We start from the raw sequence: 21,133 nt of genomic DNA on the forward strand, positions 1-21,133 counted from the left end.
GAACGAAGTTCTGACACCCGCGAGCGAGAGCGATGGTGAACGAGACGTGAGTGGCCTTCGCCTCATGGCGGTGCACGCCCACCCCGACGACGAATCGAGCAAGGGCGCCGCGACCACGGCCAGGTACGCGGCCGAGGGCGTCGACGTCCTGGTCGTGACGTTGACCGGTGGTGAACGCGGCAGCATCCTCAACCCGGCCATGGACACCCCCGGTGTCCTCGACCGGATCGACGAGGTCCGGCGTGAGGAGATGGCCGCGGCCGCCCACGCGCTCGGCGTGCGCCAGCACTGGCTCGGCTTCGTCGACTCCGGTCTGCCCGAGGGCGACCCGCTGCCGCCGCTGCCCGAGGGCTGCTTCGCGTTGGTGCCGCTGGAGGAGTCCACCGAGGCGCTGGTGCGGCTCGTGCGCGATTTCAAGCCGCACGTGATCACCACCTACGACGAGAACGGCGGCTACCCGCACCCGGATCACATCCGGTGCCATGAGGTGTCGATGGCGGCCTATGAGACGGCGGGCGATCCGGACAAGTTCCCGGACGCCGGCGAACCGTGGACGCCGCTCAAGCTGTACTACGACCACGGCTTCAGCACGAAGCGGCTGGAGGCCTTCGCCGAGGAGTACGAGCGCATCGGCCAGCCGTTCCCGCTCCAGGAGTGGCTGGATCGGATGCATCAGTTCAAGCGCGGTGCCACGTGGAGCCGGGTCACCACCCAGATCGAATGCTCGAAATACTTCCCCCAGCGTGACGACGCCCTGCGCGCGCACGCGACCCAGATCGATCCGAACGGGGCGTTCTTCGCGATCCCGTTGGAGATGCAGCAGCGGCTCTGGCCGACCGAGGAGTTCGAATTGGCCAAGACGAGGGTGAGTACCGCCATCCCGGAGACCGACCTGTTCGCCGGCATCGAGGACACCGACCGGTGATGTTGGTCTACCTCGCTCAGAACACCCCCACCGGACCCGAGTTCGGCAAGGCGTCCCCGCTCGGCCTGCTGGTCATCCTGATCCTGCTGGCAGGCACCGTGCTGCTCGTGCGCTCGATGAACAAGCATCTCAAGGGCCTGCCCGAGACATTCGAGCCCGAGCACCCGGAGCCGGACCAGAAGGCCGACGAGGGCACCGAGCCGGGCGCCATCGAGCCGGACCCCGGCGACGGCACCCCGAAGGCCCCGAAAACCGACTAGGGCAACCGGGCGATATCGGTCACCAGCTCGCCGACCAGATCCCTGGCGGCGGCCGCGTGCTCGGCCAGCTGCCGGGGCGCCCCGGTCGCGCTCAGCTCGATCATCTTGTTCATCAACCCGAAGATGACCACGAGCCTGCGTAGTGCGGCCCGGCGCTCGGCCGCGGAAAGCTCGGCACTGTGGTTCGACTCTGTCCCCGTCACAGGAGAGTGATCGGCCCACCGCCCCACAACGTTTCGCGGAAACCAGTTGACGTGGGACTACGTACCGAGCTGCCCGCGGGCTGAGTATCTACCAGTCGATGAGGTCGAGTTCGTGGAGGCGGCGGAAGACCATCATGGAGCCGGGGGCCACGTGGTCCATGGCGGCGTATTCGCTGACGGTGAAGTAGCGGAATTCGGCGATTTCGCCGGTGGCGTGGGGTTCGCCGGTGAAGTCGGCGAGGAAACAGGTCATGTGCAGGCCGGTGTTCTTACCGTGGCCGAAGGCCTCGGCCTCGAAGATGCCGAGTTCGGCGACGCCGGACAGTCCGACGCCGAGTTCTTCCTCGATCTCGCGGTGTAGTGCCTCTAAGGGTGTTTCGCCCGGATCGATCTTGCCGCCCGCCATGTAGAAGACGTCTTTGCCTTCCGGGCGCGTCTGGATCAGCCTGCGGTCGCGGACATGGGCGAGGGCGGCGGTGCGGATCATGGGCATCACTCTATGGAGCGATCGGCTCCGGTTCACATCGAACGGGCTCCGCGTCGCCCTGGTGTCTGGGTCAGCTCAGGGTGTCGGCGCCTCCCGCGGTGTGATGGTGCGGGTTTCGGAGCCGGTGAGCGCGTCGATGCGGGAGGTGTCTTTGAGGTCGACGCCCGAGCGGCCGAGTTTGCGCGCGCCCGCGACCAGGCCGGCGACCACGCGGGCGGCGTCGGCGTAGGTGAGGCCGTCGGGTGGGTGGATGTTGGAGATGCAGTTGCGTTCGGCGTCGGCGCGGCCGGGACGCGGGGCGTGGGTGAGGTAGATGCCGAGGCTGTCGGCGACCGAGAGGCCGGGGCGCTCGCCGATGATCACCAGGACGGTGCGCACGCCCATGGCCTCGGCGATGTGGTCGCCGAGGGCGACGCGTGCCTGGGTGGCGATCACCGGTGGGGCCAGGGTGTAGCGGTCGGTGAGTTCGCCGGCCAGTGCGGCGAGCAGGCCCGCGCCGTGGTCGGTGAGCGCGCGGGGGGACAGCCCGTCGGCGAGCACGAAACCGATATCGGCACCGTGGTTTTCGATGGCGGACAGGTCGGCCGGCTGCCTGCCGAGATCGGGGCGGCGTAGGTACTCCGAGCGGTCGGCGGCCATGCTCGTCACCGTGACCGGGTCGCCGAGGCCCATGCTCGCGATCTGTTCGGCGAAGATGTCGACGTCCAGCGGGACGTGCACCGCGTCCCTGGCGGCGGCATGCGCGGCCCGCAGCGCGAGGACTTCGGTGGTCGGCAGGGCGTCACCGGTGCGCCCGAGTCCGATCCTGGCCTGGGTGTTGCGCCGCAGGTCTCGCCAGAACTCCTGCGCCACAGCCTCGTCGGAATTCGCCGCCGCACGCTCGCCCACTGCACTTCCTCTCGGCTCGGTGTTCGATCCCACGATGCGCGGAATCGGCTTCGTCGCAGCGGGTTTCATCGGTTCGCCGCCAACGCGCGCAGCGGGGACGACAGCGGTTGCACCTGTCGTATCCGTCCGTTGGTGTCGAGCATGCCGAGCCCGGACAACCACGCCTCGAATTCCGGTGCGGGACGCAGGTTCAGGACCTGCCGCACATAGAGCGCGTCATGGAAACTCGAGCTCTGATAGCCCAGCATCACATCGTCGGCGCCGGGCACCGCGATGACGAACGCGCAGCCCGCCGCGCCGAGCAGCGTGAGCAGGGAGTCCATGTCGTCCTGATCGGCCTCGGCGTGGTTGGTGTAGCAGACGTCAACACCCATCGGAAGGCCGAGCAGCTTGCCGCAGAAATGGTCCTCGAGCCCGGCCCGGATGATCTGCTTACCGTCGTAGAGGTACTCGGGACCGATGAACCCGACCACCGTATTCACCAGCAGCGGTCGCAGATCCCGCGCGACCGCATAGGCGCGCGCTTCGAGCGTCTGCTGGTCCACCGGCCGATCACCTACGCCCAGATGGGCATTCGCGCTCAACGCCGAACCCTGTCCGGTCTCGAGATACATCACGTTGTCACCGACGGTGCCGCGCCCCAGCGAGCGCCCCGCCTCGTTGCCCTCGCGCAGCAGCGAGATATTCACGCCGAAGCCGGAATTGGCGCCCTCGGTACCCGCCACCGACTGGAACACCAGGTCCACCGGCGCGCCCGCCTCGATCAGCCCGATGGTCGTGGTGACGTGGGAGAGCACGCACGACTGGGTCGGGATGTCGAAGCGCAGGCGGACCTCGTCGAGCAGGTGCAGCAGATCGGCGGTGGCGTGGGGCGAATCGGTGGCCGGGTTGATGCCGATCACCGCGTCACCACAGCCGAGCAGGAGTCCGTCGAGGGTGGCGGCCGCGATCCCGCGCGGATCATCGGTCGGGTGATTGGGTTGCAGTCGCGTACTCAACCGGCCTGGCAGCCCGATGGTGGTGCGGAACCCCGCTGTCACCACGGTCGCCTTGGCGACGGCGATCAGATCCTGATTGCGCATGATCTTGCTGACCGCGGCCACCATCTCGGGCGTCAGCCCCGGCGAGACCGCGGCCAGTGTTGTCGCGGAATCCTCGGTCGCCGCGACCGCGAGCAGCCAGTCGCGTAACCCGCCGACGGTGAGATGCGCGATCGGGGCGAACGCGGTCCGGTCGTGGCTGTCGATGATCAGCCGGGTCACTTCGTCGGTCTCGTACGGCACAACCACCTCGGTGAGGAAGGTGGTCAGCGGCACGTCGGCCAGTGCCCACTGCGCGGCCGCGCGTTCGGCATCGGTCGCGGCGGCGCAGCCGGCCAGCTGGTCGCCGCTGCGTTCGGGCGTCGCCTTGGCCAGCAGATCGATCAGACCGTCGAAGGTGTAGGTCGTCGCGCCGACAGAGCTGCGGTACACGGTCATCGGGTGCCGCCTCCTTTCACGGATTCGGTGAGCGGGTTACTCGAGCTCTTGTTCGGCCTTGGCCAGCGCCGCGAACTCCTCGTCGGGGGACTTGGCGACCAGGTGTTTCCGACTGTAGAAGCCGAAGTAGGCCATGAAGGCGCAGAACACACCGAGGGTGAACAGCGCCGCCTTCTGGTCGACCAGGAAGGTCGCCGCCACCGAGGCCGCCGCGATGACCAGCGCGAACGAGGTGGTGACGATGCCGCCGGGCGTGCGGTACGGCCGCGGCATGTCGGGTTCGCGGACACGGAGCACGATGTGGCTCACCATCATCAGCACGTAGCTCACCGCGGCGCCGAACACGGCCATGTTCAGCAGCATCGCGCCTTCACCGGTGAGCGAGAGGGCGAAGCCGATGAGGCCGGGCACGATCAGCGCCAGGATCGGGGCCTTGCGGGAGTTGGTCACCGACAGGCTGGTCGGCAGGTAGCCGGCGCGGGAGAGCGCGAAGGTCTGGCGCGAGTAGGCGTAGACGATGGAGAAGAAGCTGGCGATCAGACCGGCCAGGCCGATGTAGTTGACCACCTTGGCCGCCGGGCTGTCCCCGAGCGCCTCCACGAGCGGGTTGCCCGAAGCCGAGGCGTCCTGGGCGCCGAGCGCGCCGGTCACCAGGACCAGCACCACCGCGCCGGTGACCACCAGCAGCAGCATCGCGACGATGATGCCCTTGGGCACGTTCTTCTCCGGCTCGCTGGCCTCCTCGGCGGCCAGCGGCACGCCCTCGACCGCGAGGAAGAACCAGATGGCGAACGGGATCGCGGCCCAGATGCCCATGTACCCGAAGGGCAGGAACGACGAGGCGCCGGTCGCGGCCGGATCCACCGCGATATCGGTCAGATTCGCGACATCGAAGCGGCCGACCGCGGCGATCGCGAAGACGACAAGGCCGACCAGCGCGATCGCGGTGATCACGAACATCGCCTTGAGCGCCTCACCAGCCCCGCCGAGATGGATGCCGATGAACAGCGCGTACACCGCCAGGTACACCCACCACCCGTCGGTGATCCCGAACAGGTTCAGCGACTCCACATACGCGCCGATGAAGGTGGCGATGGCGGCGGGCGCGATCGCGTATTCGATAAGGACCGCCGTCCCGGTGGCGAATCCGCCCCCCGGCCCGAGCGCGCGCCGGGCGAAGGTGTAGCCGCCGCCTGCCGCCGGCAGCGCCGAGGACAGCTCGGCCATGCCGAGGACCATGGCCAGATACATGGCCGCGATGACGATCGCCGCGATCAGCAGACCACCGAAACCGCCCTCGGCGAGGCCGAAGTTCCAGCCGGAGTAGTCACCGGAGATCACGTAGCTCACGCCGAGACCGGCCAGCAGCACCCAGCCGGCCGAGCCGGAGCGCAGGGTGCGTTTGGCGAGATAGTCGTCGGCGGGCGTGTCCGCACCCGTGGCGGGAATCGCGTCGGTACTCACAGGGGTAGCTCCTCATCAACAAACAAGCGCGTAGCGACGGCAACGGTGATCGTCGAGGGTTGAAGAATGGTTGACGACTGTTACGGCCGTGGATCCCGCCGGTCAGCGGCGCGTATCGAGCGCCGCCGACCTGCGGTAACTGTGTGATAGTGGGTGTTTCACATCACTGTGGAACGGTGTCACCGGTGGGTGGCGGCGGCTGGGATTCCAGCTCGGTCACCTCGTCGTCGGTGAGCAGGCGTGAGCGGATCAGGAACCGCACGCCCTCGGGGGCTTCCAGCGAGAAGCCGCTGCCCCGGCCTGGCACCACGTCGACGGTGAGATGGGTGTGTTTCCAGTACGCGAACTGGTCGGCACTCATCCAGAACGGGGTGTCGCCCGGCAGATGACCCAGCAGCACGTCCGAGGCGCCCACACGGAACTCACCGCGCGGATAGCACATCGGGGAGCTGCCGTCGCAGCAGCCGCCGGATTGGTGGAACATGACCGGGCCGTGCTGCCCGGTCAGTTCCCGCAGCAGCGTCGCCGCCTGTTCGGTGAGGTCGACGCGCCGCACCATCAGAAGAAGCCGAGCTTCTGCGGCGAGTAGCTGACCAGCAGGTTCTTGGTCTGCTGGTAGTGCTCGAGCATCATCTTGTGGTTCTCGCGGCCGATGCCGGACTTCTTGTAGCCGCCGAAGGCCGCGTGCGCCGGGTAGGCGTGGTAGCAGTTGGTCCACACCCGGCCCGCCTTGATGCCGCGGCCGAGGCGGTAGGCGGTGTTCATGTCGCGGGTCCACACGCCGGCGCCGAGGCCGTAGAGGGTGTCGTTGGCGATCTTCAGTGCCTCGTCGGTCGAGTCGAAGGTGGTCACCGCGACGACAGGGCCGAAGATCTCCTCCTGGAACACGCGCATGTCGTTGCTGCCCTTGAAGATCGTCGGCTCGATGTAGAAGCCGTCGGCCAGCCCGTCGACGCTGCGGACCGCGCCGCCGGTGAGGACCTCGGCGCCTTCCTTCTTGCCGATGTCGATGTAGGACAGGATCTTCTCGAACTGATCGTTGCTGGCCTGCGCGCCGATCATGGTGGCCTCGTCGAGCGGGTTGCCGCTGATGATCGCCTTGGTGCGCTCCACGCAGCGGGCCATGAACTCGTCATAGATCGAGGACGCGATCAGCGCGCGCGAGGGACAGGTGCAGACCTCGCCCTGGTTGAGCGCGAACATCACGAAACCCTCGACGGCCTTGTCGAGGAAGTCGTCGTCGGCGGCCATCACATCGGGCAGGAAGATGTTGGGGCTCTTGCCACCCAGCTCCAGGGTGACGGGGATGATGTTCTCGCTGGCGTACTGCATGATCAGCCGGCCGGTGGTGGTCTCACCGGTGAAGGCGACCTTCGCCACGCGCGGGCTGGAGGCCAGCGGCTTGCCTGCTTCGACGCCGAAACCGTTGACCACGTTGAGCACACCCGGCGGCAGCAGATCCGCGACGAGCTCGACGACCTTCATGATCGAGGCCGGGGTCTGCTCGGCGGGCTTGAGCACCACGGCATTACCGGCCGCGAGCGCGGGCGCCAGCTTCCAGGTGGCCATCAGGATCGGGAAGTTCCACGGGATGATCTGCGCGACAACGCCGAGCGGCTCGTGGAAGTGATACGCGATGGTGTCCTTGTCGACCTCGCTGATCCCGCCTTCCTGCGCGCGCAGCACACCGGCGAAGTAGCGGAAGTGGTCGACCGTCAGCGGCAGGTCGGCGGCCAGGGTCTCGCGGACGGGCTTGCCGTTGTCCCAGGTCTCGGCGACGGCGAGGGCCTCGAGGTTGGCCTCGATCCGGTCGGCGATCTTGTTGAGGATGTTGGCGCGCTCGGCCGCGGAGGTCTCACCCCAGGCGTCGGCGGCGCGGTGGGCGGCGTCGAGGGCCAGCTCGATATCGGCCGCGGTCGAGCGGGCGATCTCGCAGAACGGCTGTCCGTCCACCGGCGAGGTGTTCTCGAAGTACCGGCCCTCGACGGGCGGAACCCACTTGCCGTCGATGAAATTGTCGTACCGCGGCGCGTAGCTGACGATGCTGCCCTCGGTGCCCGGCTTGGCGTAGATCATGTGCGGAGGCTCCTCGCTGATTCCGGTGAAGCGTGACGCCCATCACTATCCGCTGTCAGGGTTGATGAAACGTTGAAGCCGGACCGATCAGGCGCGAAGAGCGCTGTGCAGCCGGGCCGCGGCGACCGCCCGGCGCGCGTCGCGCGGGGGGAGCAGGGCCAGGGCGTGTTCGTGGACGGCAATGTCGTCGGGGGCGGATTCGCCGTAGGCCAGGGCGTGGTTGGCCTCGGGGCTCGACAGCACGGCGTTGCGCATGGCGACCTCGAGGTAGTCACGCCATTCGCTGATGCCCGGTGTATCCGAATCCGGAAGCAGCGGACCGTGATACAGCCGGACGGCGGTGTCGAGGTCGCCCGCTTCCAGTGCGCGCGCGACGTCGACGGCGTCGCAGGACAGGGCGGTGGTGAAGCGGTAGACGCGGCTGGTGATGTCGCCGCCGGTGGCGCGGCGCAGGTACGACATCTCCGATTTCAGGGTGCTCGCGCCGACCGCGCGGTCGCCGTAGACGGCGTAGTGCAGGCGCTCGTGGCTGTAGCCGTCGTCGTCGAGGGCGAGCAGGGTGAGGATCTCGAGCTGGCGCGGGCGCAGGCGGATCGGGGCGCCGTCGCGCATCAACCGGCCGGTGCCGAGGCAGGTCAGCCGCATGCCCGCCGGTGCGGGCATGGCCGCGTGCAGCTTGGACTCGATGGCGCTGGTCATGGTGCGCACGGTCGCCATCGCCAGCGGGTGCGAGCGCTTCCAGGTGGTCGACAGGTCGAGCACGCCGAGCAGGGTGCCGTCGGCGGCCCGGATCGGCGCGCAGTAACAGACCCAGCCGTGCAGGGCGGCGACCAGGTGCTCGGCCGAGAAGACGGTGTGCGGCTGATCGGTGCGCAGGGCGAGGGACAGGGCGTTGGTGCCCATGTGCGCCTCGTCCCAGCGGCCACCCGGCGCGAAGTTCACCTGCTCGGCCCGCCTGCGCATGACCGGTCCGCCGTAGGTCCACAGGATCGTGCCCGAGGCATCGGTGACCGCGGCGACGTAGCCCGCGTCCTCGGCGACACTGTGCAACTGTTCCTCGAGCTCGGTCACCGGCCCACGCAGCGGCGATTCCGCCCATCGCGGCCCGATATCGGTCTCGCTCTCCGGCGCGAAGTCCCGCCCCGGGTCCACCGTCCGCAACGACCGCAACCACGACTGCGCCACCTCGGTCCGCACCGCCGAACTACGCCCGAGTGCCGACTCACCCGCGGGCACCCACTGCGCCCACTCCCGCTCCAACGCGGCACGCTGTGCCGAGAGCGTCAGCTGCGGTGCCATGAGCGGATTCGCGTCTTCCTGTTCGATTGCACGACGAGGGTTGCGCCCTTCATCATGCCGTACACCCAGCCGCTGAGCAGCTGTTTCGACGGTGGCCTGCGCACTGCGCGAGGTTGTAGCACCTTGTAGCGCGCCTGGCTACAGTTCCGCTATGAGGCAGATCAGTCAGCGCGAGCTAGGGAACAACTCGGCGGCGATCATGGACGCAGTCGAGGCGGGCGAAACCATCCGAGTGACACGCAATGGCGTCGAGATCGCGGAGGTTCGCCCGGTCGCCCGTCGACAGCGCCGCAGCGCCGAGGAACTGGTCGCAGGCCATCGGGCACTGCCGCGGGTCGACTACGCGTCGATGCGGCAGGACGCGGACGACTTCTTCGGCTCCGAGGACCGGATCGGCGACGCTTGGGGTGGCCGGTGAGTATTCGCCACCCCGCCGGAGTACTCGATACTCGAGGTTGTCGCGCTCTAGGCTGTCAGGCCCGGTCGGTGGCTTCGGGGAGGCGGGGGACCGAGGCGACGAGCTGGCGGGTGTAGTCGTGTTGCGGTGACCGCAGGACCGTATCCACCTCGCCCGATTCGACGATCTGGCCGTTCTTCATCACCAGGACGCGGTCCGCGATGTGGTGGACCACGCCGAGGTCGTGCGAGATGAGTAGCAGGGCGGTGCCGAATTCGGCTTGGAGGTCGGCGAGTAGGTCGAGGATCTGGGCTTGGACGGAGACGTCGAGTGCGGAGACCGGTTCGTCGGCTACGAGCAGGGCGGGGTTGGGGGCGAGGGCGCGGGCGATGGCTACGCGTTGGCGTTGGCCGCCGGAGAGGGTGCGGGGGTGGCGGTCGAGGAGGTCTGTGGTCAGGCCGACGGCGTCGAGGATTTCCCGCACGCGCTGCGAGCGGGCGGCGCCCCGCACGTCGACGGTGTCGAGGCTTTCGCCGATGACTCGTTCGACGGTGTAGCGCGGGTCGAAGGAGCTGAGCGGGTCTTGCGCGATCAGCTGTGCGGCGCCGCGCAACGGACGTAGCTCGCGCTCGGAGTATTCGCTCCACGGGTGACCGTCGACGACCACGCGGCCGGATGAAGGCGTGATCAGCCGCAGAGCCAGGCGCGCTGTCGTGGTCTTGCCCGAGCCCGATTCGCCGACTATGCCCAGGGTTTCGCCCGCGAACAGGTCGAAGTCGACATCGTCGACGACCGTACGCGCGGCCTGACCGGAACCGTAGGTCTTGCGCAGATTCCGGACGGAGAGCACCACCCGGGTCGCGTCCACCGTGCGCGCGGGCAGCGGTGGCCGATCGCGCGCGGGCTCCTGTCCGGTCTGATCGGCGAGCGGCCGCTCGCCCGCCGGTAGCGATAGTCTCGAACCGCGTGAAGCCGCTGACGGGACGGCCGCGAGCAACTTCTTCGTGTACGGATGGGTCGGGCGGGTGAGGACGTCGAGCGTAGAGCCCTCCTCGACCACCTCGCCGTCGCGCATCACCAGTACCCGGTCGGCGACCTCGGCTACCACCGCGAGGTCGTGGCTGATCAGCAGGAGTGCGGTGCCCTCGGCCTTGCGGGCGCGCAGGAGCTCCAGGATCTGCTGTTGCACAGTGACGTCGAGCGCGGTGGTCGGCTCGTCGGCGATGAGCAGGCGTGGGTCACCGGCGATGGCGGTCGCGATGAGCACGCGTTGCCGGAGGCCGCCGGAGAGCTCGTGTGGATACTGCCGCAGGCGCCGATCCGGTTCGGGGACACCGACATCGGTGAGCAGGCGGGTGCTGCGCTCGGTGAGCGCCCTGCCGCGGACGTCGGTGAGCGCGCGCTGCACCTCGGCCAGTTGCCCGCCGACCGAGAACAGCGGATCGAGCGAGACCAGCGCGTCCTGCAGCACGAAGCCGATCTCGCTGCCCCGGATCCGGCGCCACTGCCGCTCCCGGTGACCGCGCGCGTCCTGCCCGAACAGGGTGAGCTCGTCGGCGGAGACCCGGGCAGCGGGCCCGGCGAGACCGACCAGCGCGCGGGCCGTCACCGACTTACCCGACCCGGACTCGCCGACCAGCGCGACCGCCTCGCCGGGCTCGATCCGCAGATCGACCCCGCGGACCACTTCGCGCACAACGCCTTTCGACGGAAAGCCGATCCGCAGATTCTCGACCGCGACCAGACTCATACCGAAGGCCTTCCGTCGTAGTGCCGTTGCCAATGACGACCCAGCGAGCTGACCGCGATGACGGTCGCCGTGACCGCCACACCGGGCAGCACCGCGATCCACCAGGCATTGCGCAGATAGTTGCGACCCTCGGCGAGCATGGCGCCCCATTCCGGTTCCGGCGGTTGCGGTCCCATCCCCAGGAAGCTCAATCCCGCCGCGCCGAGGATGGCGGTGCCGAGGCCGATGGTGGCCAGGATGGGGACCTGGGCCACAGCGTGGGGCAGGACGTGCCGCCACACGAGCGTCGCCCGGGTGAGCCCGAAGGTGCGCGCCTGTTCGACATAGCCCGACTCCTGCACAACCAGGGTCTGCGCCCGCACGACCCTGGCGAACCGGGGGATCGAGGCGATGCCGAGCGCGAAGATCAGGTTCGTTGTTCCCGGCCCGGTGAACGCGATCAGGACAAGGGCGAGCAGCAGATCGGGAAACGAGGAGACCACGTCGAGGAACCTGGTGATCAGTTCGTCGAGCCGTCCGCGGGCCAGCCCGGACAGCAGACCGAGGACAGAGCCGGCAACGACCGCGATCGCGACCGCGGTGACGCCGATGAGCAGCGAATAGCGCGCGCCGTGCACGACGCGGGTGAACACATCCCGCCCCAGATGGTCGGTGCCGAACCAGTGTTGGACGCTCGGCGGCAGCTGGGCCGCGAGGGGGTCGGCGGCGAGCGGATCGGTCCCGGTGAGCACGCCGGGCGCGACCACCGCGATCACGACGAGCCCGACCGTGAGCGCTGCGACCACGACGCCGGGCGCGATGCTGAAACCGCGTGCCTGCCAAGGGAATCGCCGTCGAATCGAAGGTATTCGCCGCGATCCGCCGTGGATGATCATCGGCCCTCACCTCGCTGGGAGTCGCGGCGCAGCCGGGGGTCGAGGACGAGATAGAGCAGATCGACCGCCGTGCTGATCACCACGTAGACGAATGCGGACAGGATCGCTACCGCTAGGACCACCGGAAGATCCTGGGCCAGTACGGCTTCCACAGTGACCCGGCCGAGCCCCGGTCGACCGAAGACCTCTTCGATGATCACCGCGCCGCCGAGCAGCCCGCCGACCAGCCAGCCGGTCAAGGTCACGGCGGGCAGCGCGGCATGACGCAAGCCGTGCCGCGAGCGCAGGGCGGTCTCGCTCACCGACCAGGAGCGCACCGTCACCGCGAACGGCTCGTCGAGTGCCCGCTCGAGCCCGTCGCGCAGCACCTGCGAGATCACCGCGCCGAGCGACAGGCCGAGCGCGAGCGCGGGCAGTACCAGGGCGGCGAGCCCCTTGTTCGCCGCGACGGGAAAGATCTTCAACTGGAAACTGAACACCGAGAGCAGAACGATGCCGAGCCAGAACGCGGGTGTCGAAACAAGGGCCAGCTCGACGGCATTGGCAACGGCTCGCGCTCGTCGCCGCCGCGCGGTGGTCGTCGCGACGACGATCGCGAACACCAGCGCCACCAGCAACGCGGCCCCGGTGAGTGCCAATGTCGGCCCCGCCTGCGAGCCGATGACCTCCGCCACCGGCCGCTGCAACACATACGACCGCCCGAAATCGCCCTGCGCCACATTCCACAGGTAGCGGACGTACTGCACGATGGCGGGACTGTCCAGGCCCCACTCCGCGCGAATGGCCGCCTCGACCTCCGGTGTGCGTGGCTGCTCGCCGAGCAGCACGTCGACCGTGTCGCCCGGTGCCAGCCGCACACCGAGGAACGACAGCGTGGCCGCGCCCCACAGCACCCCGACACCGGTGATCACCCGCAGCACAATCCGTGTGGCTGTGCCGGTCCGACCACCACGGTCGCCGCTCTCGACCGCTGCCACCACGTCCGGCGCGACAGCTTCCGCCGTCATGACCGCCGCACCGAGCCGGACGCGCGCGCCGGGCCACACGCACACGCGCGTCTGGTAGCCCGGCCCGCCCGCCACCGGCCGAATCCGCTATCCACGATCGACCCAGATGTCGTACGCGTTCTCCGGAAGCTGCTTGTACGGGCGATAGCCTGCTCCGTACACATGCGCTCCGGCCGCGATCTGGTTCTCGGGAATGTAGAGCGGCAGCCCGTACGCCTTGTCGACGAGCGCGAACCGCTGCAACTGCGCGTACTGCCTGGCTCGTTCGGCGTTGTCGGTGGTCGAGGCGGCGGCCCGCAACCAGGCGGACAGTTCGGGATCGGTGGCGCGGCTGTAGTTCAGCGTGCCCAGCGGTGTCGGCGGGTACCAGTGGTTTTCGATGTCGATGCCGCCGGTGATGGTGTCGGAGTTGGCGATCGAGCCGAAGGCGTTCTTCTTGCGGAGCTCGCTGTAGGTGCCGAGGTCGACATACGACAGCTTCAGGTCGATGCCGGCGTTCTGCTTGGCCTGCGCCTGCACCGCCTGCAACAGCACCTCGCGCTGATCGCGCACCGTCGACTGCGCCTGCACCAGTTCGATCGTCAGCCGCTGCCCGTCCTTGGTCCGGAACCCGTCGGAATCCTTCGCCGTCCACCCGGCTTCGTCGAGCAGCCGGTTCGCGGCGGCCTTGTCGGCGCCGTAGGTGCCCTCGATGCTCTTGTCGTAGAACAGCGTGTCGACGCTGGAGGCGATACCCCAGCCGCGGGTGCGCTGGCCGCGATAGATCGACTGCAGCACCGCGTTCACATCGACGGAATTGTTGAGTGCCTTGCGGACCTTCTCGTCGGTGGCCGGACCGAAGGTCGTGTTCCAGTACAGCGTGTAGGGGCTGCCGTTGTTCAGCGCCGTCGAGTACGTGAAGTCGGGGTTGTCGCGGAACAGCGAGGCGTCGTTGCCGGGGACGCCCTCGATGAGGTCGACCTGACCGGAGGTGAGCGCGCCGGTGCGCACCGACGACTCGGGCAGGAACCGGTAGGTCAGCTCATCGAGGTAGGCCGGACCCTGATGCTTGGCGTTGCGCGGTGCCCAGTTGTAGTCCGGGTTCTTCCGCAGGTGCAGCTCCTGACCCTTCACATAGCGGTCGATGATGAACGGACCGGTGCCCGCGATCTCGGGCCCACCCGCCTTGAGCTGCGGCTTGTCCCACGCGGCGGAGGAGATGATGGGGAATCCGGCGGCGAAGTCGAGGAACGGCGCGTACGGGTCCTTCAGGGTGAACACCACGGTGCGTTCGTCGCGCGCGGTCACCGCGGCCAGGTGCGACAGCGGCCCCGCTGACCATCCGCCGGAATAGGACACGTCCTGCATGGTGGTGAAGTTGCGGGCAACGGCGGTCGCGGTCAGCGGGTTGCCGTCGGTGAACTTCACGCCCTCACGCAGGGGGAAGGTGTAGGTGAGCCCGTCGGACGAGATCTCATGGCCGGTGGCAAGCCACGAGACGAAGCCGCCGTCGGTGGTGCGCGCCAGCAGTGACTCGAAGACGTTGCGCAACATCAGGTGGGTGTTGCTCTGCCCGTTGAGGTGGGGGTTGAGCGTGGTCGGCTCGGTCTCCACACCCCAGGTCAGCGAGCCGCCGCTGCGAGGTTGCGCCGATTCGCGTGCGGCGGTGTCGGTTCCGGCGCAGGCGGTCACCAGCACGGCCGTCGCCGCGATCAGAGCTGTCAGTAGTCGGCGTGTCCGCATCACAGCGCGGCGCCCCTCTCCTCGATGAGAAACAATGGTTGATCCGTGGTGACCACCGCGCCTTCCGCGGCGTTCACCGTGACGATTCCGGCGTGCGATGCGGTGAGTTCGTGCTCGAGCTTCATGGCCTCCACCACGCCGAGCAGCTGTCCCTCCTCGACCGGTGCGCCCGATTCGACATGCAGTCGCACGAGCGTTCCCGGCATGGGCGAACGGATTTCGGGATCGGCCGAGGCGCTGCCGAGCGTGCGGTACTCGGCGTAGCGCACCTCTCTGGTGACCCCGGCGACCTGGCACTCCCAGCCCCCGCCCCGCCTGCGGACCACGCTGGGGATCGCGTCGACGGTGACGGTGCCGCCGTCGACGCGAACGCGGTGCGCCGCGACCGCGGGCGCGCGGAGCAGAACCGTGTCGCCGTCGTAGCCACGCACCCGCACGGTGAACGGGCGCCCGTCGACCGTCAGGTCGATACCACCGAGACCGCCGTCGACGGGGTCGAGCCAGCCACGATCGCCGGTGGGCGCACCGGGTGACCAGGGCGTCGCCCGGTCGGGCGCGCTCAGCACGCCGCCCACCGCGAGGGCGGCGACCTCGTCGGGATCGCCGAACTCGGTGACCGGGTCGATGCGGTCCAGGTAGGCCGTGTCGTGCTCGGCCGCCGCGACGATCGGGGCGGCGAGTACCTGGGCGGCGAAGCCGAGGTTGGTCGAGATGCCGGTCCAGTGCAGGTCAAGACTCGCCTGCCGGGCGGCGGCCAGCGCCTCGGCCCTGGTGGTGCCGGTCGCGACGAGCTTGGCGATCATCGGGTCGAACCCGCCGGTGACATGCAGGCGGCGGGTGAAGGCCCGCTCCACCCGCACGTCCGGCCAGTGGGTGACCTCGAGCTCGCCGGGGCACGGCAGGAACGACCGGAACGGGTCCTCGGCGTACATCCTGACCTGTACCGAAGCGCCCGAGTACGCGATGTCGTCCTGCTCGGCGGGCAGCGGTTCGCCCGCGGCGACCCGCAACTGCCACTCCACCAGGTCGACGCCGGTGATCTCCTCGGTGACCGTATGTTCCACTTGCAGACGGGTATTCATCTCGATGAAGAAGAATTCGTCGCCGACGAGCAGGAATTCGAACGTGCCCGCCCCGACGTAGTGCAAGGCTTTCGTGCCCTGCACCGCCGCGGCGAACATGGCCGCCCGCACCGCCTCGGGAATTCGTGGCGCCGGCGCTTCCTCGATCACCTTCTGATGTCGTCGTTGCAGCGAGCAGTCGCGATCGAAAAGATGGACAGCGCCGCCGAATTCGTCACCGAACACCTGCACCTCGATGTGGCGTGCGCGCTCGACGTAGCGTTCCAGGTGCAGCCTGCCGTCGGCGAAAGCCGCTGTCGCCGTGCGGGACGCGGAGGCGAGCGCCTCGCGCAGCCCGGCGGCCGAGCGCACCACCGACATCCCCTTGCCGCCACCGCCACCGGCGGGTTTGACGATCAACGGGTAGCCGATATCGGTGGCCGCGGCGACCAGCGCGTCGATGTCCTCGCCCGCCTGCGGCGTGCCGGGCAGCACGGGCACCCCGGCCTCGGCCATCACCTGCCGCGCCGACGCCTTGTCGGCCATGGTCTCGATGACCCGCGAACTCGGGCCGACGAACACCAGCCCGGCCGCGCGGACCGCCCGCGCGAACCCGGCGTTCTCGGACAGGAAGCCGTAGCCGGGATGCACCGCGTCACAGCCGGTTTCGGCGGCGGCGCGAATCAGCGCCGACGCGTCGAGGTAGCCGCCCGCCGGCAGCGGCACCGTCGCCACCGCACCGGCGTGACCGGTCAGCTCACGGTCCTCCTCGACCGACACTGTCACGTACTCGATGCCGAGGCGGTCGCAGGTGCGCGCGATCCGGGCGGCGACCTCGCCCCGGTTCGCGATGAGCAGTCGCGTGATCACAGCCGCAACACCCCGAAGTTCGCGGGCGCGGGTTCGGCCCGGTCCCAGCGTTCGTGCGCCAGCGACAGGCACTGCGCCAGCCACGACCGCGTGTCCTCGGGCTCGACCACGGCATCGATCCACATGCGGGCGGCGATGTAGGTCGGCAGCGATTGGCGTTCGAAACTGTCGATGATCGGCTGTTTGATGGCGGCCTCGTCCGCGGCGCTGAGCTCCTTGCCCTCGCGGCGCAGCCGGTCGCGCTTGAGGATCGCCATCACCGCGGCCGCCTGCTCGCCGCCGACGCCGGTGGACCGGGCATTGGGCCACATCGCCATGAACTGACCGCCCATCGACCGCCCCGACATCGCGAAGTTGGCGGCGCCGAAACTGCCGCCGATCACCAGCGAGATCTTCGGCACGGTGGCGCAGGAGACGGCGTTGACCATCTTCGCCCCGTGCTTGGCGATCCCGGCCCGCTCGTACTCCTCACCGACCATGAACCCACTCACGTTGTGCACGAACAACAGTGGGATGCGGCGCTGGTTGCAGATCTGGATGAAGTTGGTGGCCTTGAGCGCGCTGTCGGGGAAGATCACGCCCTGATTGGCGATGATGCCGACCTCGTAGCCGGCGATCCGCGCGGTCGCGCAGACGATCGTGATGCCGTAGTCCTTGCGGTACTCCACCCACGACGTGGCGTCGACGACGCAGCGCAGGATCGCGCGGACGTCCATCTCCTTCTTGGTGGTCGCCGGAATCAGGTCGGGCAGCCGCGCCGGATCGTCGGCGGGCTCGAGTGCCTCGAAGGCGGGCGGACGCACCCGGTCACCCGGGGTGCGCGCGACGATGTCGCGGACCATCGCCAGCGCCTCGAGCTCGTCGACCGCGAGATGGTCGGCCACCGCCGTCTCGCGCACGTGCAGGTCGGCGCCGCCGAGGGTCTGCGCGTCGACGACCACACCGGTGGCGGCCTCCACCAGCTGCGGGCCGCCGAGGAAGACGGTGCTGAGGTCTTTGACCATCACCGTCTCGTCGCTCATCGCGGGGATGTAGGCGCCACCGGCGGTGCAGATGCCGAGCACCGCCGAGATCTGCGGCAGGCCGAGCGCCGACATCTCCGCGATATTGCGGAACATCTTCCCGAGGTGTTCCTCGTCGGGAAAGATCTCCTCCTGCAACGGCAGGTAGATGCCGCCCGAGTCGGCCAGGTAGACGCAGGGCAGCTTGTACTCCCTGGCCAGTTTCTGGCCGCGCAGATGCTTCTTGATGGTCAGCGGATAGAAGGTCCCGCCTTTGACGTGCGGGTCATTGGCGAACACCATGACCGGACGGCCGTGGATGGTGCCGATCCCCACGATCAGCGCGGCGGCGGGCAGATCGGTGTCGTACACCTCGTGCGCGGCCAGCCTGCCGATCTCCAGGAAGGGTGTGCCGGGGTCGAGGAGGCGGTTGACCCGTTCGCGCACAGGCAGTTTGGCGTCGCCCTGGCGTCGGCGCGGCGCGACGATCTCGGCGGTGTGCTCGCGCAGCAGGGCGCGCTGGGCTTCGAATCCGAGCGTGTTCTCGACGGTGACGGTCATGCGGGCAACTCCGCCCGCTCGGTATGCGCGGCCAGACTCGCGCTCAGCGTGTCGGCGAAGCGGCGGATGGTGTCGGGCTCGAGGTCGGCCCGCAGCATCAGCCGCAGGCCCGCGCTGCCGCGCCGGATGATCGGGAAGAACACGGGGGAGGTGTAGAAACCGGCCTCGAGCATGTCCCTGGCGACGGCGACGGTGAGGTCCTCGCGGCCGATGCCGACGAACCGGATGGGCAGCCCGTCACCGGCGAGCTCGGTGTCGACGAGCGAGTCGAACAGTCGGACCCGCTCGCGCAGCGCGAGCTGGCGTTCGTCGACCGTGCCGTCGTCGTGCAGGTCGCAGGCGGCGACGATGGCGCCGAGCCCGGCGGTATTGACGCGCTGCGACCACATCAGCGGCCCGCTCGTGCGCAGCAGGGTCGGTTTCCGGGAATCGTCGCCCGCCGCGCCGAAGAAGATCACCCCGCCGCTGGCGCCGAATCCCTTGTTGAGCGAGGCGATCACGAGCGTGCGCTCGCGCCAGCCTTCGTAGGCGCCGAGGACATAGCCGCGCCCGCCGCGCCCGATCGTCGAGATACCGTGCGCCTCGTCGAAGTACAGGAACAACCCGTACCTGTCCTGCAAGCGGTGCAGCTCGGCCAGCGGCGCGCCGCCACCGGTGCTGTAGACGCCGTCGGCGACGTAGGCCACGGTGGAATGCCTGCGGCACAACGCTTCCAGCGCGGCGATGTCGTTGTGCTCGATCGTCACCAGTTCGGTCTCGTCGGCCACCAGTGGTTTCATCGCGTTCAGGCAGAAGTGCGCGTTCTTGTCGAACACCACCAGCGGCGGCCTGCCGTCGGTGAGCTCGCCGGAGGCCAGCAGCGGCAGCGTGGCCCAAGCCGCCGCCGCACACGACGACACGGTCACCGCTTGCGCGCCGAAGGTGTGCGAGAGGCGCTGTTCGGCCTCTTCCAGCAGGGACAACCGGATTCGCATCCGGGAGATGGCGGAATTGATTGTCGCGGTCTCGTCGAGTCCGCGATGCGCGCCCGCGATGATGCGCGGATCGCTGTCGAGGCCGAGGTAGGAGTACGAGGAGAAATTGACGATCGTGCGGCCGTCGCGGTCGTGCACCTTCCCGTCCCGCATGTCCGTCGCGATGATGTCGACCAGTCCGTCGGCGGTGCTGTCGTCCCAGAATGTGTTGCTCAATTGCAGCTGTCGGCGGATGTTGGCGAATTGGTGAGTGCCCATTCGGTTATTCCTTCGTTCGCGAGGGAGCGGGTGCCACGACGAGTACGACGTTCGCCGCGGCGAGCAGGGTGAGGACGAGGGACCAGGCGAGCAGCCCGGTGAGTGCGGGACCGGCCAGTGCGGCGATGCCCGCCAGGCCCTGCTGGATCAGCGCGCACCACGAGACGGCGATCGCGGCACCGGTGGCGAGGTGGCTGACGGCGTGCGCCGCGCTGTTGGGAAACAGGGTCGACTGACCGAAGGTGGTCGTCACGTAGCCGGCGAGGAAGATCGGCAGCGCGATCGCCCGTGGCAGCTCGACCACCCAGACGGCGGTGATCAGCACGCACCCGGCCAGCATGATCCACGTGCCCTGGCCCATCATGGCCCGCGCGCCCACCCGGCGCACCGAGCGCCGCACGTAGGTGGCCCCGCCAAGGTAGGCAGCGCCGTAGAGCACGCCGAACAGGCCGAAGACCCAGGGTGGCAGCGCGAATCGGTCAACGAAGATGAAGGCGGATTTCTGCTGGATCATCACGATGACGGCGAATCCGATACCGCCCGCGACGGCACCGGCGAGGAAGACCCGGTCCGCGAAGAGGCGGCGAGCCGTGCCACGCGAGCTCGCCCGCACCGCCGGTTTCGGCAGCGAGATGCGCAGCGCGAAGACGACCGGGAGCGCGGCGAGCACCGCCAGCACGACGAATCCGTACCGCCACCCGACCGTGGAGGTGACGATGCCACCGATCACCTGTCCACCGCCGAGCGCCACGACGAACGCCATCGACAGCAGCGCGAGTTGCCGCGCGAGATCGGCGCCGGCGAAGAGGTCTTTGATCATCATCCGCCCGACGACGGCGATCCCGCCCGCGCCGACCGCCTGCACCACACGCAGGGCGAGCAGCTCCGGCGCGCTGGTGATCAGCGCCAGCGCGGCGCTGGCCAGCACGAAACACAGTCCCGCCGCGACGAAGGCGGGCACCCGGCCGAACCGCTCCGCCACCCGGCCCCACGCGACGACGGGCAGCGCCGCGAACACCACGAAAACCGCCACCGACAGCTGCAGAGTGCTGTCATCGGCGCCGATGTCGGCGCCCAGCGCAGGCATGCCGGGAAGGTAGATGGTGGTGGCCATCTGAGCGACCGCGACGGCGCCGCACGCGGTGGTGACCACGGCTCGCCGGGTCGCCGTCGGGGACGGCGCAGCGCCGGTCTCGTGCCGCACGATCACTGCATTCCCCCGCTCATTCGAACAGCTCCGCGACAGCGTGCGCGGCACGTGATTCCGGGTTACAGATATACGGACTCCGGCGGCGCCCGGACATGGTTGGAATCAGCCTGATTTCTCGCGGCTTACGGTTTGCCGCAAGACCTTTCGTGACTTATGCCCGATTTCCGGGAGTCCGTGCGCGGGCGGTCGTGCGCGGGCGGGCTCGGGTGTTTTGGTCACTTTCCGGCGACACCCGGTAACAAATGGGCACCCTGTTACCCCGTTGTGTTACCCCGCGGCTACCCTCTGTACCGAATCTCGATGCTGTATCCGGTTTTCTCGATGTCAAGGGTTTCCCGAAATCGTAGGAGGATCGAATCGTGAGGAG

General features: G+C 68.8%; 19 protein-coding genes. 3 read left to right on the forward strand and 16 right to left on the reverse strand.

Annotated elements, in window-relative coordinates:
* The first annotated feature begins 64 nt into the window (after positions 1 to 64).
* Positions 65 to 925, forward strand: a complete 861-nt coding sequence (gene mca / locus ACFWF2_RS05620) for a mycothiol conjugate amidase Mca (RefSeq protein WP_379304974.1) — start codon at positions 65 to 67, stop codon at positions 923 to 925.
* A complete protein-coding gene (locus ACFWF2_RS05625) occupies positions 925 to 1,185 on the forward strand; it encodes a hypothetical protein (RefSeq protein WP_379304976.1) in 261 nt (86 codons plus the stop codon). The genes mca and ACFWF2_RS05625 overlap by 1 nt, the downstream gene beginning before the upstream one ends.
* Here ACFWF2_RS05625 and ACFWF2_RS05630 read toward each other — a convergent pair.
* The 8 genes from ACFWF2_RS05630 to ACFWF2_RS05665 form a co-directional block, all read right to left on the reverse strand.
* Entirely contained in the window at positions 1,182 to 1,388 is a 207-nt protein-coding gene (locus tag ACFWF2_RS05630) for a hypothetical protein (RefSeq protein ID WP_379304924.1), read from the reverse strand. The genes ACFWF2_RS05625 and ACFWF2_RS05630 overlap by 4 nt on opposite strands.
* Positions 1,389 to 1,476: 88 nt before the next feature.
* Positions 1,477 to 1,881, reverse strand: coding sequence for an NUDIX domain-containing protein (locus tag ACFWF2_RS05635; protein ID WP_379304926.1), 405 nt, complete (start codon positions 1,879 to 1,881; stop codon positions 1,477 to 1,479).
* A gap of 69 nt (positions 1,882 to 1,950) precedes the next feature.
* Positions 1,951 to 2,763 carry an ethanolamine ammonia-lyase subunit EutC gene (gene eutC / locus ACFWF2_RS05640; RefSeq protein WP_379304928.1) on the reverse strand — a complete coding sequence of 271 codons (813 nt, stop codon included), beginning with the start codon at positions 2,761 to 2,763 and terminating at the stop codon, positions 1,951 to 1,953.
* Positions 2,764 to 2,828: 65 nt separating this feature from the next.
* Positions 2,829 to 4,241 carry an ethanolamine ammonia-lyase subunit EutB gene (locus ACFWF2_RS05645; protein WP_379304930.1) on the reverse strand — a complete coding sequence of 471 codons (1,413 nt, stop codon included), beginning with the start codon at positions 4,239 to 4,241 and terminating at the stop codon, positions 2,829 to 2,831.
* Positions 4,242 to 4,277: 36 nt separating this feature from the next.
* On the reverse strand, positions 4,278 to 5,705 hold the full coding sequence (gene eat, locus ACFWF2_RS05650; RefSeq protein WP_379304932.1) for an ethanolamine permease: 1,428 nt from the start codon (positions 5,703 to 5,705) through the stop codon (positions 4,278 to 4,280).
* A gap of 163 nt (positions 5,706 to 5,868) precedes the next feature.
* Complete coding sequence (locus ACFWF2_RS05655; protein ID WP_379304934.1) at positions 5,869 to 6,264, reverse strand: DUF779 domain-containing protein; 396 nt, start codon at positions 6,262 to 6,264, stop codon at positions 5,869 to 5,871.
* The gene (gene adh / locus ACFWF2_RS05660) at positions 6,264 to 7,781 is read right to left on the reverse strand and encodes an aldehyde dehydrogenase (protein ID WP_379304936.1); all 1,518 of its coding nucleotides are present in this window, start codon (positions 7,779 to 7,781) and stop codon (positions 6,264 to 6,266) included. Before adh ends, ACFWF2_RS05655 begins: the two co-directional genes overlap by 1 nt.
* 87 nt (positions 7,782 to 7,868) lie before the next feature.
* Entirely contained in the window at positions 7,869 to 9,080 is a 1,212-nt protein-coding gene (locus tag ACFWF2_RS05665) for a transcriptional regulator (protein ID WP_379304938.1), read from the reverse strand.
* A 151-nt stretch (positions 9,081 to 9,231) separates the two neighbouring features.
* Here ACFWF2_RS05665 and ACFWF2_RS05670 point away from each other — a divergent pair, with 151 nt between their 5' ends.
* The gene (locus tag ACFWF2_RS05670) at positions 9,232 to 9,498 is read left to right on the forward strand and encodes a type II toxin-antitoxin system Phd/YefM family antitoxin (RefSeq protein ID WP_379304940.1); all 267 of its coding nucleotides are present in this window, start codon (positions 9,232 to 9,234) and stop codon (positions 9,496 to 9,498) included.
* Between the two features lie 55 nt (positions 9,499 to 9,553).
* Here the strand turns inward: ACFWF2_RS05670 and ACFWF2_RS05675 are convergent, their stop codons facing one another.
* The 8 genes from ACFWF2_RS05675 to ACFWF2_RS05710 all read right to left on the reverse strand — a co-directional run bounded on the left by ACFWF2_RS05675 (position 9,554) and on the right by ACFWF2_RS05710 (position 20,760).
* Complete coding sequence (locus ACFWF2_RS05675; RefSeq protein WP_379304942.1) at positions 9,554 to 11,227, reverse strand: dipeptide ABC transporter ATP-binding protein; 1,674 nt, start codon at positions 11,225 to 11,227, stop codon at positions 9,554 to 9,556.
* Positions 11,224 to 12,102 (reverse strand): ABC transporter permease, encoded by an 879-nt coding sequence (locus ACFWF2_RS05680; protein ID WP_379304944.1) that lies wholly within the window; start codon positions 12,100 to 12,102, stop codon positions 11,224 to 11,226. The genes ACFWF2_RS05675 and ACFWF2_RS05680 overlap by 4 nt, the downstream gene beginning before the upstream one ends.
* A complete protein-coding gene (locus ACFWF2_RS05685) occupies positions 12,099 to 13,109 on the reverse strand; it encodes an ABC transporter permease (protein WP_379304946.1) in 1,011 nt (336 codons plus the stop codon). Before ACFWF2_RS05685 ends, ACFWF2_RS05680 begins: the two co-directional genes overlap by 4 nt.
* Before the next feature lie 87 nt (positions 13,110 to 13,196).
* Positions 13,197 to 14,831: an ABC transporter substrate-binding protein gene (locus tag ACFWF2_RS05690; protein WP_379304978.1), complete on the reverse strand. Its 1,635-nt coding sequence runs from the start codon at positions 14,829 to 14,831 to the stop codon at positions 13,197 to 13,199.
* Complete coding sequence (locus ACFWF2_RS05695; protein WP_379304948.1) at positions 14,831 to 16,762, reverse strand: biotin carboxylase N-terminal domain-containing protein; 1,932 nt, start codon at positions 16,760 to 16,762, stop codon at positions 14,831 to 14,833. The genes ACFWF2_RS05690 and ACFWF2_RS05695 overlap by 1 nt, the downstream gene beginning before the upstream one ends.
* Entirely contained in the window at positions 16,759 to 18,324 is a 1,566-nt protein-coding gene (locus ACFWF2_RS05700) for an acyl-CoA carboxylase subunit beta (protein ID WP_379304950.1), read from the reverse strand. Before ACFWF2_RS05700 ends, ACFWF2_RS05695 begins: the two co-directional genes overlap by 4 nt.
* The gene (locus ACFWF2_RS05705) at positions 18,321 to 19,556 is read right to left on the reverse strand and encodes an aminotransferase class I/II-fold pyridoxal phosphate-dependent enzyme (protein ID WP_379304952.1); all 1,236 of its coding nucleotides are present in this window, start codon (positions 19,554 to 19,556) and stop codon (positions 18,321 to 18,323) included. The genes ACFWF2_RS05700 and ACFWF2_RS05705 overlap by 4 nt, the downstream gene beginning before the upstream one ends.
* Positions 19,557 to 19,560: 4 nt before the next feature.
* Entirely contained in the window at positions 19,561 to 20,760 is a 1,200-nt protein-coding gene (locus ACFWF2_RS05710; protein ID WP_379304954.1) for an MFS transporter, read from the reverse strand.
* Between the last annotated feature and the right edge of the window lie 373 nt (positions 20,761 to 21,133).

Origin of the sequence: Nocardia sp. NPDC060259 (genome assembly GCF_042728775.1) — a bacterium.
Lineage (GTDB): Bacteria > Actinomycetota > Actinomycetes > Mycobacteriales > Mycobacteriaceae > Nocardia.